The 17,643-nt window shown below is 60.8% G+C and carries 15 protein-coding genes; 10 read left to right on the top strand and 5 right to left on the bottom strand.

Annotated elements, in window-relative coordinates; translation table 11 throughout:
- Positions 1 to 6: 6 nt before the first annotated feature.
- Positions 7 to 351 carry an FKBP-type peptidyl-prolyl cis-trans isomerase gene (locus V6M90_RS03075; protein WP_003173090.1) on the bottom strand — a complete coding sequence of 115 codons (345 nt, stop codon included), beginning with the start codon at positions 349 to 351 and terminating at the stop codon, positions 7 to 9.
- Positions 352 to 746: 395 nt separating this feature from the next.
- Between V6M90_RS03075 and V6M90_RS03080 the strand changes: the two genes are divergently transcribed.
- The 3 genes from V6M90_RS03080 to V6M90_RS03090 all read left to right on the top strand — a co-directional run bounded on the left by V6M90_RS03080 (position 747) and on the right by V6M90_RS03090 (position 3,172).
- The gene (locus V6M90_RS03080) at positions 747 to 992 is read left to right on the top strand and encodes a DUF6124 family protein (RefSeq protein WP_003173089.1); all 246 of its coding nucleotides are present in this window, start codon (positions 747 to 749) and stop codon (positions 990 to 992) included.
- A 309-nt stretch (positions 993 to 1,301) separates the two neighbouring features.
- Positions 1,302 to 2,798 (top strand): helix-turn-helix transcriptional regulator, encoded by a 1,497-nt coding sequence (locus tag V6M90_RS03085; RefSeq protein ID WP_332846059.1) that lies wholly within the window; start codon positions 1,302 to 1,304, stop codon positions 2,796 to 2,798.
- A 101-nt stretch (positions 2,799 to 2,899) separates the two neighbouring features.
- Positions 2,900 to 3,172 (top strand): DUF1652 domain-containing protein, encoded by a 273-nt coding sequence (locus tag V6M90_RS03090; RefSeq protein ID WP_042944462.1) that lies wholly within the window; start codon positions 2,900 to 2,902, stop codon positions 3,170 to 3,172.
- Here the strand turns inward: V6M90_RS03090 and V6M90_RS03095 are convergent.
- On the bottom strand, positions 3,135 to 4,328 hold the full coding sequence (locus tag V6M90_RS03095) for an MFS transporter (RefSeq protein ID WP_332846060.1): 1,194 nt from the start codon (positions 4,326 to 4,328) through the stop codon (positions 3,135 to 3,137). The two genes, V6M90_RS03090 and V6M90_RS03095, sit on opposite strands and share 38 nt — an antisense overlap.
- 75 nt (positions 4,329 to 4,403) lie before the next feature.
- On the bottom strand, positions 4,404 to 4,712 hold the full coding sequence (locus V6M90_RS03100; protein ID WP_003173086.1) for an RcnB family protein: 309 nt from the start codon (positions 4,710 to 4,712) through the stop codon (positions 4,404 to 4,406).
- A gap of 183 nt (positions 4,713 to 4,895) precedes the next feature.
- Here V6M90_RS03100 and V6M90_RS03105 point away from each other — a divergent pair, with 183 nt between their 5' ends.
- Positions 4,896 to 7,058, top strand: coding sequence for a WG repeat-containing protein (locus V6M90_RS03105; protein ID WP_332846061.1), 2,163 nt, complete (start codon positions 4,896 to 4,898; stop codon positions 7,056 to 7,058).
- A gap of 151 nt (positions 7,059 to 7,209) precedes the next feature.
- On the opposite strand, the gene V6M90_RS03110 is transcribed toward V6M90_RS03105, so the two are convergent.
- A complete protein-coding gene (locus V6M90_RS03110) occupies positions 7,210 to 7,668 on the bottom strand; it encodes an REP-associated tyrosine transposase (protein ID WP_141064845.1) in 459 nt (152 codons plus the stop codon).
- Between the two features lie 309 nt (positions 7,669 to 7,977).
- On the opposite strand from V6M90_RS03110, the gene V6M90_RS03115 reads away from it, so the two are divergent.
- The 3 genes from V6M90_RS03115 to V6M90_RS03125 are packed head-to-tail and all read left to right on the top strand — an operon-like array spanning position 7,978 to position 11,004.
- On the top strand, positions 7,978 to 8,535 hold the full coding sequence (locus V6M90_RS03115; RefSeq protein WP_042945660.1) for a helix-turn-helix domain-containing protein: 558 nt from the start codon (positions 7,978 to 7,980) through the stop codon (positions 8,533 to 8,535).
- Positions 8,536 to 8,545: 10 nt separating this feature from the next.
- Positions 8,546 to 9,892, top strand: a complete 1,347-nt coding sequence (locus tag V6M90_RS03120; protein ID WP_332846062.1) for a glutamine synthetase family protein — start codon at positions 8,546 to 8,548, stop codon at positions 9,890 to 9,892.
- A gap of 14 nt (positions 9,893 to 9,906) precedes the next feature.
- Positions 9,907 to 11,004, top strand: coding sequence for a DNA alkylation repair protein (locus V6M90_RS03125; protein WP_141064848.1), 1,098 nt, complete (start codon positions 9,907 to 9,909; stop codon positions 11,002 to 11,004).
- Positions 11,005 to 11,073: 69 nt separating this feature from the next.
- Here the strand turns inward: V6M90_RS03125 and V6M90_RS03130 are convergent, their stop codons facing one another.
- A complete protein-coding gene (locus V6M90_RS03130) occupies positions 11,074 to 11,967 on the bottom strand; it encodes a LysR family transcriptional regulator (RefSeq protein WP_003173081.1) in 894 nt (297 codons plus the stop codon).
- A 129-nt stretch (positions 11,968 to 12,096) separates the two neighbouring features.
- Between V6M90_RS03130 and V6M90_RS03135 the strand changes: the two genes are divergently transcribed.
- From V6M90_RS03135 to V6M90_RS03145, 3 genes are all read left to right on the top strand, one after another.
- On the top strand, positions 12,097 to 13,743 hold the full coding sequence (locus V6M90_RS03135) for a GMC family oxidoreductase (RefSeq protein ID WP_003173080.1): 1,647 nt from the start codon (positions 12,097 to 12,099) through the stop codon (positions 13,741 to 13,743).
- A gap of 65 nt (positions 13,744 to 13,808) precedes the next feature.
- Positions 13,809 to 15,431 carry an MFS transporter gene (locus V6M90_RS03140; RefSeq protein WP_003173079.1) on the top strand — a complete coding sequence of 541 codons (1,623 nt, stop codon included), beginning with the start codon at positions 13,809 to 13,811 and terminating at the stop codon, positions 15,429 to 15,431.
- 223 nt (positions 15,432 to 15,654) lie between these two features.
- Entirely contained in the window at positions 15,655 to 17,604 is a 1,950-nt protein-coding gene (locus V6M90_RS03145) for a DNA topoisomerase III (RefSeq protein ID WP_332846063.1), read from the top strand.
- Positions 17,605 to 17,643: the final 39 nt, after the last annotated feature.

Below are 17,643 nucleotides of genomic sequence, written 5' to 3' on the forward strand. Positions count from 1 at the left end.
CCTCTCTCAATCATCCCGCGTCAGCACTTCCAACAGCTCAATCTCAAAATGCAGGTTACTGTGGGGCGTAATATGCGCGCCCATCGACCGCTCGCCATAGGCCAGACGCGCCGGCACGAACAACCTGCGCACCCCGCCCACCCGCATGCCCATCAAACCCTGGTCCCAGCCTTTAATGACGCGCCCGGTGCCGATCACACACTGGAACGGCTTACCCCTTTTCCAGGACGAATCGAACACCGTGCCATCTTCCAGCGTGCCGGTGTATTGAGTGGTGATCAGCGCGCCCTTGACCACGGCTTTGCCGGTGCCCATGCGGGTGTCAGTGATCTGCAGTTCGTCGTGGCTCATGGGGTTCTCGTTGAAGGCGTAAAGGCTGGGGTTTTCCCAGAATCGGTGGGGTTTGGCAAGTGTAGGAACAATCTCAGTAGCGACATTTCCCTTTAACTTGCAGGACGTTTCCGAGAGAATCCCAACCGCTTGCGCCGCTTGCATCCGCTGGCTAGTCTTCGTCGGTCACTGCCAATTCAGTGACCGGGTTTAGCAGCCCGCCGATATGACTAGGCGCAAAGCGCCACCTTTTGCAGGGCGCTTTTTTTCGGCCCACGCTTCATGGTGGCCGTGCGCAGGGCACCTTCGGGTGCACCGGGTTCCTAGTCACCGGTCTGCTAACCTGCGCGTGGCCGCCACCCTTCAATCGTTTAGCAGCGATGTGGCGGCTCCTTACCGACTAGAGGAGCTTCAAAATGGACGAACTTGTCCCCGCACCACCCGCTTCAGAACTGCAATTTTTCACCACCACCCCAGACCTCAGCTTCGAAGACGCCCTGGCCCACGCCAGCAGCGTACTGCGTTGCGCAGCCGTGGCCGCGCAAACGGCAGGGGATCAACTGGACGGTACTTCACGCACGCTGGTGCTGTCGGTCATGCACCTGGTGGACATGGCAAGCGTGATGGTGGATCGCTCGCTGGAATGCGTGCAGCCGCGCTAGCCTTCCATCCCCCTGTGACGAGCAAGCTTGTTGTGGCGAGCGAGCTTGCTCGCGCTGGGCTGCGAAGCAGCCCCGAAACCTGCCGCCGAGATTTAACTGAAAACACACCTTAACTTACATCTGGATCGCTTCGCGCCCAGCGGGAGCAAGCTCCCTCGCCACAAGCCAATGGCGCCCGCCGCGTGGCATAGGTACGGCCCGAACGCCCCCTGCGCCCTAGTGCATTCGCACTGTGCGCCAAGCAATTGCTCTGCACTATCGGCCACCCCGGGTGTCGTAGTTTGCATGCGCTTTTTCCAGGGAGACACCATGAGCCAGGACGTCCTTGCCAAAGAAACCAACCGTCGCCAACTGCAGCAGATCATCTCCGGGCTGTCCGATGGGGTGATTCTGGCCGAGGTCGACCAGACCATTCTCTGGGCCAACGAAGCTGCGCTGGCCATGCATGGGGTGGGCGACGTGATGGGGCTGGGCGCCAGCGGGCAGCAGTATGTCGAACGCTTCACCCTGCGCTACCGCAATAACCATCCCGTGCAACCGGACAATTACCCGTTGGCCCGCGCAGCGGCGGGTGACGAATTCAGCGACGTGGTGGTGGAAGTCACCCCCACCGCCGACCCGGACAAAACCTGGGTACACCGTCTGCGCAGCCTGGTGATCAATGATTCTCGCGGTGAGCCGGAGTTGCTGGTGCTGATTCTCAGCGATGCCACCGAATGGGCCAGTGCCGAGCAGCGCTTCGAAAAAACCTTCAACGCCAACCCGGCGCCCGCGGTGATCTGCCGTTTGAGCGACCTGCGCTACATCAAGGTGAACCAGGGCTTTTTGGAGATGACCGGCTACAACCGCGACCAGGTCATCGGTAAATCGGTGTATGAACTGGATGTACTCGAACAGGCCGAGCGCAAGGACCTGGCCATCCAGCGCCTGGGCGAAGGCTCGACCATCCCGCAGATGCAGGCCGAACTGCGCCTGCCCGAAGGTGGCAGCAAACTGGTGGTGGTCGCGGGCCAGCCGCTGGACATGAACGAAGAGGACTGCATGCTGTTTTCGTTCATGGACCTGGAGCCGCGACGCAAGGCGGAGATTGCCCTGCGCCAGAGCGAGGAGCGTTTCGCCAAGTCGTTCCGCCTCACGCCGGTGCCGACCCTGGTATGCAATGCCGCCAACCGCCAGGTGGTGGACGTCAACGAAGCGTTCATGAGCATTACCGGCTATATCAGCGAAGAACTGATCGGCAAATCCATCGAGGACATCGACTTTATCGACAACGCCGATTGCGCGGCGCAGTTGTTCACCACCCTCGAAAAAGCCGGCAACCTCGACGGCCAGGACCTCAAGGTGCGCAAGAAAGGCAACGAGGTGATCGATTGCGTGGTGTCCGCCGACACCGTGATCATCCAGGACGCACCGTGCTACCTGCTGGTGCTGATGAATATTACCGAGCGCAAGCGTTCGGAACTGGAGCTGGTCGCGGCCATCGAGGAAGTGATGCAGGACGCCTCGTGGTTCAGCCAGACCCTGATCGAAAAACTGGCCAATGCCAAGAGCGTGAACAGCCCCAACCTGCCCAATATCAGCTACACCGACCTTACCGCCCGCGAGCGTGACGTATTGGGCCTGATCTGCGAAGGACTGGCCGACAAGGAGATCGCCTCACGCCTGAAGCTGGCCCCCAACACGGTGCGTAACCATGTGGCCACGGTGTACTCCAAGCTGGGGGTGCACAGCCGCAGCGCGGCAATCGTCTGGGCCCGTGAACGCGGGCTGTTTGCCGGGGAGTTACGGGTAAAAAAACAGCGCTGACAGTGCAAATGCACTAGTAGACCTAGTGCTAATTGGCCTTATGGTGCACGCGGCCAATCAATAACCTTTAACGCATAAACCTATGCCTTGAAGGAAGCCGCATGTTTACCCTCGCTCAACTGCGAAATAGCATCGAAGAAGGCTTGTCGCCCCTGACCTGCGAATTCACCCTGTGCCGGGATGCGTCCTTGACCCTCAAGGTCTACGACGCCGAAACCGGCCGGGTGGACCTGGTGGTCACCGGGATCAGCACCAACCGGCTGCAGACCCCGCAGGAAGTGGAAAAGATGGTCGAAGAGCTGCGCTACGAACTGGACAGCAACAACGTGGGCAAACTCACGCTTGAGGATTGGCCTTCAACGACGCCCCGATGAAATAGAACACCCCACCGCCGATGATGAATGCGCCCAGCATATAGAACATGGTGTGCGCCGGCAGGCTGGCCAGCACCAGCCCACACAACACCGGCCCCAGCGCGGCGCCAAGATTGGACAGGTTCTGCGCCCCGTAGTACATGCCCCGCAGGTGATCCGGGGCGATCCGGTCGATAAACATGTATTCGGCCGGGAAGACGATAATTTCCCCCACGGTAAACACCGCCATTGCCACCACCCACCACAGCACGCTGGTGGACAGCGCAAACCCGATCAACCCCAACATGAACATACTCAAACCGGCGATCAGCCACTGGCTCAGGTAGCGATGCGAGATGCGCCGACCAATCAGGTATTGCAACGCGATCACCAGCACGGCGTTGGTGGTGAGCACGGCGCTGATCACGGTGTAGGTGTATTCGGCGGTGGTGGTCGTCACCAGGTACTGCGACAGGTAAGCGGTGAACTGACCGAATACCACTGCGCTGAGCAGGCCGCCGAGGGTGAAGCACACCAGACGATGGTCCTTGAGCAGCACGCGACCCACCGCCAGGAATGACACAGGTTTTTGTGCAACATCCACGCGGGTCAATGTGCGGTCGCCCCAACGCCAGTACAGCAGGAAAAACCCCGCGCCCAACAGGGCCGACAGCATAAATGGCAGGCTGATATCCAGCTTGGCCACCATCGCCCCGAAAAACGGCCCGACCGCATAGCCGATATTGGTCAGGGTGTACTTGATAGAGAAGACTTCGCTGCGTGCTTCTTCAGGCAACAGACTGGCAAAACCGGCCTTTATCGCGATATCGATGAACGCATAGGCCAGGTTGATCAGGATCAGGCAGCTGTAGAACGCCCAGATATTCTGCGCCAGCAACGTGCCGATAAACCCCAGCACGAACAGCACGCTCATCCCCAGGAGAAGGCGGTAACTGTTGATACGGTCGACGAGAAAACCGCCATAGACACTCAGCAACGAGCCGACGATCAACGAGCTGCCGATCACCAGGCCGACCTGGCTGATGTCGAGGGCAAAGTGACGGGTGAGGTAGATCACCAGGTACGGAAACGTGATCGCCTTGGCCAACGTCAGCAGCAACGTGGCGCTCAGCAACAGGTTTACGGTGCGAGGGTAATTTCTGAGGGTGGCAAGCATCCTGCTCTCATTCTTCCAAAGGTAACGCGACCATTACGGCCGGTTACCTTAACGCAGGAACAGGAAAAAAGGAGATCACTTTTTGACAGGCGTGATCTGCAAAATGGTGCCGTTGGTGGTTTTGAGCAGCACGTATTTATCGCCCACGCGCGCCCATTGGCTTTCGTCTTCTGGCTGCTTAAGGCCGCGTTTTTTCCAGTCGCCGATGGCCGACTCCTTGCGCATCAGGATATCCGGGGCGCGGTCGCCTTCTTTAAGATCACGGGCATTGATGTTCGAAGGCTGCACGGTTTCCTGGGGGCTATCACCGGCCTGAACGACAAAGCTGGCGGTGCTCAGGCTGGCAGCGACTAAAACGCAGGCAAGCAGGGATTTGGACGTCATTGGGTACTCCTTCAATGAATGGCGCATACCCAGGTTCCGACCGCAACCGCGCGCAATCATTCACTGCGTGAGATCCGCCTGGTATCGCGCACGCCGCTTGTAAAACAAACTGCGTACAACCAGACCGCCCGCCACCGTTCACCTGCTAACCTTGCGCCAGCCCTATTCTCGAGTCTGACAATAATGAAAACCGCCCTGACCCGAACCAAACTCCTTGCCAGCGCCCTGGTGGTTATCGCCATACTCGGCGGCGCAACCTATTACCTGGTTGACCGTCACGTCGTCACAGGCTTGGTCAGCGGCACCGAATACAGCGAAGACCAGCTCAATGAAGGCGCGGTGGACGACCTCCACAGCCTGACACTGGCGCAAGCAAAAAAGCGCCTGAACTACCTGGAAATGGACGCGCGCGACAGCATCAACCAGATCGCAATGATCGAAAGCATGCGTCTGGAAATTTCACCGGTAGCCAACCCCGACCAGCCGACCGGCGAGACAAAACAGCTGCGCTATGACGAACCCTTTGTGCCGTTCCCCGCCGCCGAGCTGAAAACGGCGCTGGAAGAGCTCGCGCGGAAAACCCCGGCATTCGAGCAGTTTTTTTTCGACAACCAGTCGGGACTGAAACTGGACGTGGAACCGATCCGCGAGGTCCTCAAGCGTGGCGCCCTGCACGACCAGCGCGAGGAGGAACGTTACGCCGTACAAACCGTGTATTTTCGCGACGGGACGCAACAGGCGTTTGCCGACGTTGGGCTCGAAAATGTCGGAGAACAGGACACCTCCAAGGCCGAGCTCAAGGTCAACAAGCCGGTGGAGCGCGTCAGCGTCACCCTCACCTACCCGAGCTACCCCGACTTCAAGAAGATCGTGCTGGACCCCAAGCATCCGAAGGTCACCGGCGACAACGGTGAGGTCTACCAATTGACCGCCCTGGCGGACGATCGCGCCTCGCTGCTGTTGGTCACGCCAAAGGACAAAACCTACGTGGTCGAGGGCCTGAACGCCGACGGCAAGACACTCTACAGCGGCGGCAACAGCAGCAATTCCCCGCCGACCGCCGAGCAAAAGGCCAACCTGCGCGCGTACTACGACGAACTGCTGCGCATGCAGGACAATTTCTCCCGCTACACCACCAGCGCCGCGCTGCAGGAACACCTGGAGCAGTTCATCAACGGCCTGCCGGACAGCGCCAGCGCCAGCGCCCTGACCAACGTGCAAGCCACCTACCAGTTCGAAGACACCCCGGCGAGCATCGTCATCTATCAGCTGGACCCCACCCAACCGCAAACCCTGACGCTGGAGATGCACAACAGCGTGCCGCCCCAGGCGCGCTATATCGCTTACGACAACGCCACGAAAAAAAGCGGCTTTATCGACAGCAACGGCCAATGGGTGGTCAAACCGCGTTTTGAACGCATCGAGTACAGCCCGATGCCCGGCGTATTCAACATGCAGGTGGGCAAGACACCGCAGAAAGATGGCTGGAGCCAGTTGCTGTTCAAGTACTTTGCGTTCGTGCCTGGGGGGCATACGTTGAAGGAGTTGCCGTTCGAGATCATCGAAAAGCCGATCAACGATGACCTGATGATCGTCGAACGCGAAACCAACGGACCGTACGGCGTATACGACGTGAAGAAGCAGCAAGTGGTGGTGCCGATGAAGTACGTCAATGTCCAGGTGGTCGGCGACCTGTTCATTGCCCGGCCTGGGCTGAAGACCTACGGCGGCGACTCGTCCTACGGTGTGTGGAACCTGGCCGGCAAGGAACTGCTGGCACCGCGTTTCTCCAACATCGACGTCGCCAGTGACTACCTCTACACCACCTCGGCTGACGGGGGACAAACAGACGTCTATACGCTGAAACTGCAAAAGCTCAACCCACCCGGCAGCACGGCCATCGGCGCTTTTATCCAGGGCCAGCCGCAACTGGTGCAAGACCGCAAAAGCCGGAAATACAGCTTTATCAACCCCGAAGGCAAACCCCTGCCCATCAGCTTGCCCTATGACGAAGTCGAGCCGTTCTCCAACGGCATGGCCGTGGTCAAAAAAGGGGAACGCTACGGCGCGCTCGACCTGACCGGCAAACTGCGCGTGCCCCTGAAGTACACCCGTCTCAACCCCTTCCAGAAAAACCTCGCCTCGGCGGAAATGGACGGTTTCAGAGGCCTGGTGCTGATCGACAAAAACAACACCCTGGTGAAAAAACTCGGCTCGTACACCACCTACAGCCTGCCCACCAACAGCAACGACGCGACGTACAGCATCTGGGACGCGAAAGACGAAAACCGGGTGAATGTGTTCAATGCCGACGGAGTTCAGGTGGACAGCTACCAACGCGAGTAAACGCCGTCGTGGCGAGGGAGCTTGCTCCCGCTGGGCTGCGCAGCAGCCCCAAAAAGCCCCACCGTAATCCACCTGAACGAACGCGGTGATCGGGTTGGGGCCGCTTCGCTGCCCAGCGGGAGCAAGCTCCCTCGCCACAAAGGGAATGACCTTAAAGCCAGGCGGCATCCCAAAGCGGGTAATCGCCGATATGCTCGACCAAGCCAGCACGCAACGGGTTGGCGATAATGTAGCGTGCGATCCGGATCAAGTCTTCTTCGGCACGTGCCGCATGGTCGTGATAACCGCTCTGCCAAAAGGCGCCCTGTGTACGGCGGGCTCGATTGATGGTCAACGTACTGCGCGATTTCACTTGCCTCATCACCTGAGGCAACGTCGCGTTTTGCAATTCAAACAGCCAATGGAAATGGTCCGGCATGATGACCCAAGCCAGTGAAGTCACCAGACCCAGATCGTGAGCTTGCTTGAGTTCTGCGACCAATAACCGTCCCAGCTGAAAATGGGTGAATACAGGCCGACGTTGGTAGACCACGGCGGTTACCAGATAAGCACGACCAGATTCCGAGTAACGACCACGACGTAGCAAATGAGAGTTGGGCTTTTGAAGCAATCCTTGGCTCCCTTGAATTGATAAGTGATCAATTCAAGCTAGCAGGCGCCCAGGATGAACCTATCAAACTCAATTTCTCAATGTGTCGTCCGTCCCCTTGTGGCGAGGGAGCTTGCTCCCGCTGGGCTGCGCAGCAGCCCCAAAAAGCCACACCGTAATCAACCTGAACGAATGCGGTGATCGGGTTGGGGCCGCTTCGCTGCCCAGCGGGAGCAAGCTCCCACGGGGCATTCACGTATCAATGCTGCCCTCATTGCCTTCATGAAATTAATCCTGTAATTTTTCATGAAATTTCAAGATATAAATTTCATGACGCAACAAGAAGAACTCGCCACCCTCGCCGCCCTGATCCACGACCTGCGTAAGCACAAGAAGCTCACCCTGGCCCAACTCGCGCAAAAGATCGAGCGCTCGGTGGGCTTTGTGTCCCAGGTCGAACGCGGGCTGTCGCGACCCACCGTGGCGGATCTCACCGCCATCAGCCACGCGCTGGACGTGCCCACCACGTATTTCTACAGCCAACCCAAACCCAAGGCCGTGGACTGGATCACCCGCCCCAACGAGCGGCGCACGGTGTATTACGCCAACGGCATCACCGACATCCTGGTGTCCCCCAGCATGAACGGTGCGTTTTCCATGCTCGACAGCCTGCTGGCCCCCGGCGCCAACAGCGGCGAACAAACCATGAGCGACCGCGCCGAGCAAGCCGGTTTCGTGCTGGAAGGCGAGCTGACCTTGTGGGTAGACGGCGAGCCCGATTCGGTCACCCTCGGCCCTGGCGACAGTTTCCACCTGGCCAGTTTCGCCCATTGCCGCTACGCCAACCTGACCGACCTGCCCGCCCGCGTGCTGTGGGTTTACAACTAGGAGCAACCCCGTGAAAAGTCACTCCCCCGCGCTGCTGGCCGAAGTACGGACCTTTCGTCAGCACCATCCCGAGGTGCGTTACGTCGACCTGATCGCCCTGGACATTCCCGGGCATTTCTACGGCAAGCGCTACCCCATCGAGATACTGGAAAAGGTCGCTGCCGGCAGCCCGCTGAAGCTGCCGCAGAATGCCATCCTGCTGGGCGCGCAAGGCGGGTTGTTCAAGATCGGCGATTACTGCTTCAACGATGGCGACCCGGACGCCAACCGCCGCCTGGTGCCGGGAACGCTCAAGCCGGTGAGTTGGGAATCGCAACCCCTGGGCCAGATGCTGATCACCTCCGACGGCACCGAAGCGCCCATCGAATTCGAACCTCGGGAAGTGCTGGCCAAGGTGATCGAACGCCTGCACCGCAAAGGCATTCATCCGGTGGTGGCGTTTGAACTGGAGTTCTACCTGTTCGACAAAAAACTCGACAACGGCCTGGCGCAATTCGCCCGCGACCCGCTGAGCGATGATGCCGATGACCAGCCCAACCTGCATATCGAGCGGCTGTCGCGTTTCAGCGAGGTGCTGGACGATATGGCGCAAACGGCCAAGGACCAGGGCATCGACATCACGGTGATCACCGCCGAACTCGGCCCCGGCCAGTTCGAGATCAACTTCGGCCACCTCGATGACGGCCTGCGCGCCGCCGACTGGGCCGCCCTGTTCTGCCGCAGCACCCGTGGCGTGGCGCTCAAGCAGGGTTATCGCGCCAGCTTCATGGCCAAGCCGTACCTGCAATTTCCGGGCAGTGGCATGCACGTGCACGTGAGTCTCTATGACGGCGCGGGCAACAACCTGCTGGCGGCGCACCAGCAACAACCGCTGCGCCACGCCGTGGCCGGGTGCCTGGAACTGCTGCCGCACTGCATGCCGATTTTCTCGCCCAACCACAACGCCTTCCGCCGCCTGGGCGGCACCGTAAATGCCGCGACCCGCGCCTGCTGGGGGTTTGAGGACCGTGACGCGTGCGTGCGCATCCCCGAGTCCGACCCGCGCAACCTGCGCATCGAACACCGCCTGGCCAGCGCCGACGCCAACCCGTACCTGGTGCTGGCGGCCATACTCGCCGGCCTGGAGCATGGCCTTGAAATCCGACAGGAACCCATCGCGCCCCTGAACGAGGACCGCTCAAGCGGCACCGACTTCCCCGTGGAAATGCTCGACGCCGTGCGTGCCATGCAACATCACGCGGTCGTGCGCGATAAGCTGGGCGCCGAATTTGTCGATGTGTACTGCGAGAACAAGCGCCAGGATCACCTGGCCTTTCAGCAAGAGATCAATGCGCGGGAATACCGCTGGTTTCTCTAACGAAGGCACACCCCATGACCGAGCAAAGCGCCCCAGCCCTCAAGGAAATCTTCAACGTCGAACGCCTGCAACACATCGCCAGCGAGATGAAAGCGGTGTACCCGGCGTTCGATGACAAGGGTTTCCTCAAACACGCCACCGCCGGGCTGGCCGAGTTATCGGTAATGCAACGCATGGCGCGGGTCAGCGAAAGCCTGCACGCGGTGATCCCGCTGGATTATCCGCAAACCCTCAAACGGCTGCACGCCCTGGCGCCGCGGCTGAACAGTTCATTTGTCAGCCTGTTCCTGCCGCACTACGTGGCGAGTTACGGCCTGGCGGATTTCAAACGCTCCATGGCCGCGCTCAAATACTTCACTACCTTCGGTTCCGCCGAGTTCGCCATCCGTGCCTTCTTGCTGCAAGACTTGCCGCGCACCTTGGCGGTGATGCAGCAATGGTCGCTGGATGCCAACGAACACGTGCGCCGCCTGGCCAGCGAAGGCTCGCGGCCGCGCCTGCCATGGTCGTTTCGCCTGGCCGAGGTGCAGGCCAACCCCACGCTGTGCGCCTCGATCCTCGACAACCTCAAGGCCGACCCGAGCCTCTATGTGCGCAAGTCAGTGGCCAACCACCTCAACGACATCACCAAGGACCACCCCGAGTGGGTGCTCAGCCTGATCGAAGGCTGGAACCTGGATAACCCAAACACCGCCTGGATCGCCCGCCATGCGCTGCGTAGCCTGATCAAGCAGGGCAACCCCCGCGCGTTGACGATCATGGGCGCAGGGGCCAGGGCCGAGGTGAAGCTCCACCACCTGACAGTGACGCCAGCGGTGATCAAGCTCGGTGAGCGGATCAATCTCTCGTTCAGCCTGGAATCCACCGCCGCCATTCCACAGAAACTGGTGGTGGATTACGCCATCGATTATGTAAAAAGCGCCGGGCACAGTGCGGCCAAAGTGTTCAAGCTCAAGGCGTTTACCCTGGGCACGGGTGAGCAACAGCCCATCAGCCGTGAGCAACATATCCGCGAACTGACCACACGCAAGCACTATCCCGGTCGGCATGTGGTGCATGTGATGGTGAATGGGGAGCGGTTGGGCAGTACTGAATTTGAATTGCGCGATTGACGACAATTGCCGCGACGACACAGATCAATGTGGGAGCAAGCCCGCTCCCACAGTTTTGATTCGGTTTCTTCAGTTGGATTCGCCCAACAGCAGCCCCTGCTCGCGCGCGCACAACTCCACCACGTAATCCCACAGCACCCGCAGCCGCACCGATTTGTGCAGCTCCCGGCGCGAGCTGATCCAGTAGCTGCGCTGGATACCCTCCTGCGGCAGCAATGCCACCAGGTCCGGGTCGCTGGCGGCCATGAAACACGGCAACACCGCAATCCCCAAACCCGAGCGCGCCGCCTGGTGCTGGGCGATGACGCTGGTGCTGTGGAACACCACTTTGGGGTTGCGACAAAAACTGCTGAGGAACTTCAGCTCCTGGCTGAACAGCAGATCGTCGACATAATCGATCCAGGAATGGGCCGCCAGATCCTCGCGTTTTTCAATCGGCGGATTGCGATCCAGGTAGGCGCGGCTGGCGTAAAGGGAGAGACGATAATCCGTGAGTTTGCGCGTCACCAGTTGATCGACGCTGGGACGTTCGAGGTGGATGCTGATTTCCGCTTCACGGTTGAGGATGCTGACAAAGCGCGGCACGGCGACCAGCTCCACCTCCAGCCCGGGGTAGCGTTCGAACAGTCCGCCCATGCGCCCGGCGAGGAACATCACGCCCAGGCCTTCGGCCACGCCGAGGCGTATCTTGCCCAGGGGCGCGGCGCAGTGCGTGAGTTCGTCTTCGGCCAGCAGCGCGACGTTTTCCATGGCTTCGGCGTGTTTGAGCAGCGCCTCGCCGGAGGGTGTCAGTTCGTAGCCCTGGGCATGCTGCACAAACAACGCGGTGCCGAGGCTTTTCTCGATCGCTTCGATATGCCGCGCCACGGTGGCGTGGGTGGTTTTCAGGCGCTGCGCGGCAGTGAGCAGGCGGCCGCTGCGCTGCAACTCAAGAAAAAACCGCAGGTCATTCCAGTCGAACATGTCGCCTCCATTCCATCAGCCTGGGCAGCACTGTTTAAAAACGCACAGCAGCTGGGTAAAAACTAACATTTTTAAGACGAAAACTAACAACTAGGATGGGCCCAATAAGAAAAACAAGCGAGACCTCAGATGTCCATTGCAGCTGCGCAATACGATTACGTGGTAGTAGGCGCCGGCCCCGCAGGCTGCCTGCTGGCCAATCGACTGTCCGCCAACCCTGCACACCGCGTGCTGCTGCTCGAAGCCGGCGGCCGCGACAATTACCCCTGGATCCATATCCCCGTCGGTTACCTGTTCTGCATCGGCAACCCGCGCACCGACTGGTGCTTCAAGACCGAAGCCCAGGAAGGCCTGCAAGGCCGTGCGCTGAGTTATCCGCGAGGCAAAGTGCTGGGGGGCTGTTCGTCCATCAACGGCATGATCTACATGCGCGGCCAGGCCCAGGATTACGATGGCTGGGCGGCTGAAGGCAACCCCGGCTGGGCCTGGAAAGACGTGTTGCCGCTGTTCAAGCAAAGCGAAAACCACTTTGCCGGCAGCTCGGAGTTTCACAGCGATGGCGGTGAATGGCGCGTCGAACAACAGCGCCTGCACTGGCCGATCCTGGACGCCTTTCGCGACGCGGCGGCGCAAAGCGGCATCGCCACGATCAGCGACTTCAATCAGGGCGATAACGAAGGCTGTGGCTACTTCCAGGTCAATCAAAAAGCCGGGGTACGCTGGAACGCGGCCAAGGCGTTTCTCAAGCCGATCCGCCAGCGGCCCAATCTCACGGTGCTGACCGGTGTGGAAGTGGACCGCGTGCTGCTGGAAAACGGCCGTGCCTCAGCCGTGATCGGGCGTCAGGACGACCAGCCAATGCGCTGGAAGGCAAACAAGGAAATCATACTCTGCGCCGGTGCCGTGGGTTCTCCAGGTATTCTGCAACGCTCGGGGATCGGCCCTTCCAGCGTGCTCAAACCGCTGGGCATCGAGGTGCTGCATGAACTGCCCGGCGTCGGCGGCAACCTGCAGGACCACCTGCAACTGCGGCTGATCTACAAGCTGGAAAACGCCCGCACCCTGAACCAGATCGCCGGCACCTTGTGGGGCAAGATGGGCATGGGCTTGCGCTACCTGTATGACCGCAGCGGCCCGCTGTCGATGGCGCCCAGCCAGCTCGGCGCGTTTGCGCGCTCCGGCCCGGAACAGACCTCGGCCAACCTTGAATACCATGTGCAACCACTGTCCCTGGAGCGGTTCGGCGAGCCATTGCACGGGTTCCCGGCGTTCACCGCCTCGGTGTGCGACCTGCGTCCGCAAAGCCGTGGCCGTATCGATATCCGCTCGGCCAACCCATCGGATGCGCCGCTGATCCAGCCCAATTACCTCAGCCACCCGCAAGACCTGCGCGTGGCCGCCGACGCGATTCGCCTGACCCGTCGCATCGTCGCCGCACCGGCCCTGAGCCAGTTCAACCCGGTCGAATATTTACCGGGCGACTCGCTGCAAACCGAAGCACAACTGCACGAAGCCGCCGCGCGCATCGGCACGACGATCTTCCATCCAGTAGGCACCTGCCGCATGGGCAGCGATAAAGACGCGGTGGTCGATGCGCAACTGCGGGTGCATGGCGTACCCGGCCTGCGCATTGCCGATGCCTCGATCATGCCGCGCATCACCTCCGGCAACACCTGTTCACCGACGCTGATGATCGCGGAGAAAGCCGCGCAGATGATCCTTTCGCCGCCTACAAGGAGCCTCGCCCAGGAGAAAGAACTGATTCATGCAATCTGAATAGCGGCGCCGTACCCGGCGCCGACAGTGGAACAACAATAAATAATCACTGTGAGGGCTACCCGATGTCAGAACACGCTCAACCCCTGGGCTCGACGCGCGACGCGAGCACCAGCAACGACTCCAAGAAAGTCATCTTCGCCTCGTCCCTGGGGACGGTGTTCGAGTGGTATGACTTTTTCCTCTACGGCGCGTTGGCCGCCGTCATCAGCAAGCAGTTCTTTGCCGGAGTCAACGACACCACTGCGTTCATCTTTGCCTTGATGGCCTTTGCGGCCGGCTTTGTGGTGCGGCCGTTCGGCGCGCTGGTTTTCGGCCGCCTGGGCGACATGATCGGGCGCAAATACACCTTCCTCGTCACCATCATCCTGATGGGCGTGGCGACCTTCTGCGTCGGACTGCTGCCGACCTATGCCAGCATCGGCATTGCGGCGCCGATCATCCTGATCGTGCTGCGCATGCTGCAAGGCCTGGCGCTGGGCGGTGAATACGGCGGCGCGGCCACCTATGTGGCGGAACACGCGCCGGCCGGCAAGCGCGGCTTTCATACCAGCTGGATTCAATCCACCGCGACCATCGGCCTGCTGCTGTCGCTGCTGGTGGTGCTGGCCTGCCGGTACTTCACCGGCGACCAGTTCGAAGTGTGGGGCTGGCGTATTCCGTTCCTGTTCTCCATCGTGCTGCTGGGCATTTCCACTTGGATCCGCATGAGCCTGCACGAGTCGCCAGCCTTCCTGAAGATGAAAGAGGAAGGCAAGGCCAGCAAGGCGCCGATCCGTGAGTCGTTCGGCAAATGGGAAAACCTCAAGGTGGTGCTGATCGCCCTGTTCAGCATCAACGGCGGCCAGGCGGTGACCTTCTACGCCGCGCAGTTCTATGTGCTGTTCTTCCTCACCCAGTTCCTGAAGATGGACCCGGCGTTGGCCAATATGCTGCTGATCATCAGCGTGGTCATAGGCGCGCCGTTCTTTATCTTCTTTGGCTGGCTGTCGGACAAAATCGGGCGCAAGCCGGTACTGATGCTCGGCCTGCTGCTGGCGACCGTGCTGTACTTCCCGATCTTCAAGAGCCTGGCGCACTACACCAACCCGGCCATGGACCAGGCCAGCCGCCAGGCGCCGATCACTGTGCTGGCCGACCCAGCCACCTGCACCTTCCAGTTCGACCCGGTGGGCAAGGCACGTTTTGACAGCCCGTGCGACAAGGTCAAAACCTTCCTGGTCAAGCAAGGCCTGCCGTACAGCAGCGCCGCCGCACCCGCCGGCAGCCCGGTGCAGGTGAGCGTCGGTGACGTGCGCATCGATGGATTTGACGAACAAGCCCTGCGCGGCGCGGTGACCCTGGCCGGCTACCCGTCCTCGGCGGATATGGCGCAGGTCAACAAAGTGATGGTGGTGGTACTGATCGTCGCGCTGATCCTGATCGCAGCCATGTGCTACGGCCCACTCGCAGCGCTGATGGTGGAATTGTTCCCGACGCGCATCCGCTACACCTCGATGTCGCTGCCCTACCACATCGGTAACGGCTGGTTTGGCGGGTTCCTGCCGACCGTGTCGTTTGCACTGGTGGTGTACACCGGGGATATTTTCTACGGCCTGTGGTACCCGGTGGTGATTACCGGCGTGAGCCTGATTGTGGGGTTGTTCTGCCTCAAAGAAACGCGGCATGTGGATATCGATAACAACTGATCTTCCAGACACCGACAACCCCCTGTGGGAGGGGGCTTGCTCCCGATAGCGATAGCTCAGTCACAGTTGCATTGGCTGAACCACCGCTATCGGGAGCAAGCCCCGTCCCACATTGGAATTCAGCCACTCACACAAATTGCTGTACATCCATACAGATAATGGTTGCCGAATCGGCGCTGACTAAGCATCCTGCACAGCATCAACCCGATCTGATGTGGCGACCATGCGGCTGTACCTCTGTGAAAAACCCTCCCAGGCCAAGGACATCGCGGCCGTGCTCGGCGCCAGTCGCCGTGGCGACGGGTGCTGGCTGGGCAATGGGGTCACGGTCACCTGGTGTATCGGCCACCTGCTGGAAACCGCCCCGCCCGACGCCTACGACGCCAAGTACAAACGCTGGGTGCTGGCCGACCTGCCCATCGTCCCGGAAAAATGGAAGATGCTCGTCAAGCCCAAGACCGCCAGCCAGTTCAAGGCGGTCAAGCGCTTGTTGGGGGAAGCCCAGGAACTGGTAATCGCCACCGACGCCGACCGCGAGGGCGAGATGATCGCCCGTGAGCTGGTGGAGCATTGCCGCTATCGCGGGCCGATTCAGCGCCTGTGGCTGTCGGCGCTGGACGATGCCTCCATTCGCAAGGCCCTGGCGGCGCTCAAGCCCGGCGCAGAGACATTCAGCCTGTATCACTCGGCCCTGGGCCGCTCTCGCGCCGACTGGCTGATCGGCATGAACATGAGCCGCCTGTTTACCCTGCTTGGACGTCAATCCGGCTATCAAGGTGTGTTGCCGGTGGGCCGCGTGCAAACGCCAACCTTGCGCCTGGTGGTGGACCGCGATCGCAGCATCGCCGATTTCGTACCGGTGGCTTACTGGGCCATCGATGTGGAGTTGCGTCACGAGCGCATGACCTTTACCGCTCAATGGCGTGCTGGCGAAGATGTCTGCGACGACCAGGGCCGTTGCCTAAACCCGCAATTTGCCAACGAAGCCGCCGAGGCGATGCGCAGCGCCGCCAGCGCCCACCTGGTAAAGCTGCGCACCGAACGCATGCGTGAAGTGGCACCCCTGCCCTTCGATCTCGGCACGCTGCAGGAAATCTGCTCCAAAAAACTCGGCCTCGGTGCCCAGGAAACCCTGGACATCGCCCAGTCCCTCTACGAAACCCACAAGGTCATCACCTACCCGCGCAGTGACTGCGGCTACCTGCCCGTGAGCCAGCACAGCGAAGCGCCGAAGATCCTCGCCGCGCTGGGCCGCGCCGATACGGCGGTGGCCGATCTGATGCCGCATATCGATCCCCAGCGTCGCTCGCGGGCCTGGAACGACGCCAAGGTCAGCGCCCACCACGGCATCATCCCCACCGGGGCGGGCAAAGACGTGGGGCAACTCACCGGCAAGCACCGTGCGGTGTACACGCTGATACGCGCGCGCTACCTGGCGCAGTTCCTGCCCAACCATGAATACGACCGTACCCAGGCGGATTTCGACTGCGCGGGCCAGGCACTGCGCGCGGTGGGCAAAGTGGTGATTGAACCGGGCTGGAAGCGCGCCTTGCCCGAAGCCCTCGCGCCGGCCAAGGGCCGTGAAGCGCCGGCACCTCAGCCCCTGCCGACACTGGTGCAGGGCCAGGATTATGCAGTGGCCAAGGTCAACCTCAAGGACCTATGGACTCAACCCCCCAAACCCTTTACCGAAGGTGACCTGATCAAGGCGATGAAAAGCGTCGCCAAGCTGGTGGAAGACCCACTGCTCAAACAGAAGCTCAAGGACACCACCGGCATCGGCACCGAAGCGACCCGCGCGGGGATCATCCAGGGCCTGCTCGACCGCGGTTACCTTGTGAAAAACGGCAAGGCACTGTCGGCCACCGCGGCGGCGTTCAGCCTGATCGACGCGGTGCCCCGCGCCATCGCAGACCCTGGCACCACCGCCATTTGGGAACAGGCGTTGGACATGGTGCAAAGCGGTGAGATGAGCCTGGAGGAGTTCGTCGCCAAGCAGGCGGCCTGGATGAGCAAGCAGGTGGCGCGCTGCAATGGCATGCGCATGACCATCACCGGCCCGGCCAGCCCTGCGGGCCGAGGAGCCACGCCGTGGAAAAACAAGCGCAAGGCTGCCCCACGCAAGGCCGCCGCCAACCCCAAGCGCGGCAAAAAACCGGGAAATGTGGGATAAACAGCGAAAAAACCGGCAAATGACGTTTTTCGACAGGTT

It is taken from the genome of Pseudomonas lactucae (assembly GCF_036688725.1).
Taxonomy (GTDB): domain Bacteria; phylum Pseudomonadota; class Gammaproteobacteria; order Pseudomonadales; family Pseudomonadaceae; genus Aquipseudomonas; species Aquipseudomonas lactucae.

Coding starts and splice junctions, on each gene's coding strand:
- V6M90_RS03075 (WP_003173090.1), bottom strand. CDS start 351: ATGAGCCACGACGAACTGCAGATCACTGACACCCGCATGGGCACCGGC.
- V6M90_RS03080 (WP_003173089.1), top strand. CDS start 747: ATGGACGAACTTGTCCCCGCACCACCCGCTTCAGAACTGCAATTTTTC.
- V6M90_RS03085 (WP_332846059.1), top strand. CDS start 1,302: ATGAGCCAGGACGTCCTTGCCAAAGAAACCAACCGTCGCCAACTGCAG.
- V6M90_RS03090 (WP_042944462.1), top strand. CDS start 2,900: ATGTTTACCCTCGCTCAACTGCGAAATAGCATCGAAGAAGGCTTGTCG.
- V6M90_RS03095 (WP_332846060.1), bottom strand. CDS start 4,328: ATGCTTGCCACCCTCAGAAATTACCCTCGCACCGTAAACCTGTTGCTG.
- V6M90_RS03100 (WP_003173086.1), bottom strand. CDS start 4,712: ATGACGTCCAAATCCCTGCTTGCCTGCGTTTTAGTCGCTGCCAGCCTG.
- V6M90_RS03105 (WP_332846061.1), top strand. CDS start 4,896: ATGAAAACCGCCCTGACCCGAACCAAACTCCTTGCCAGCGCCCTGGTG.
- V6M90_RS03115 (WP_042945660.1), top strand. CDS start 7,978: ATGACGCAACAAGAAGAACTCGCCACCCTCGCCGCCCTGATCCACGAC.
- V6M90_RS03125 (WP_141064848.1), top strand. CDS start 9,907: ATGACCGAGCAAAGCGCCCCAGCCCTCAAGGAAATCTTCAACGTCGAA.
- V6M90_RS03130 (WP_003173081.1), bottom strand. CDS start 11,967: ATGTTCGACTGGAATGACCTGCGGTTTTTTCTTGAGTTGCAGCGCAGC.
- V6M90_RS03135 (WP_003173080.1), top strand. CDS start 12,097: ATGTCCATTGCAGCTGCGCAATACGATTACGTGGTAGTAGGCGCCGGC.
- V6M90_RS03140 (WP_003173079.1), top strand. CDS start 13,809: ATGTCAGAACACGCTCAACCCCTGGGCTCGACGCGCGACGCGAGCACC.
- V6M90_RS03145 (WP_332846063.1), top strand. CDS start 15,655: ATGCGGCTGTACCTCTGTGAAAAACCCTCCCAGGCCAAGGACATCGCG.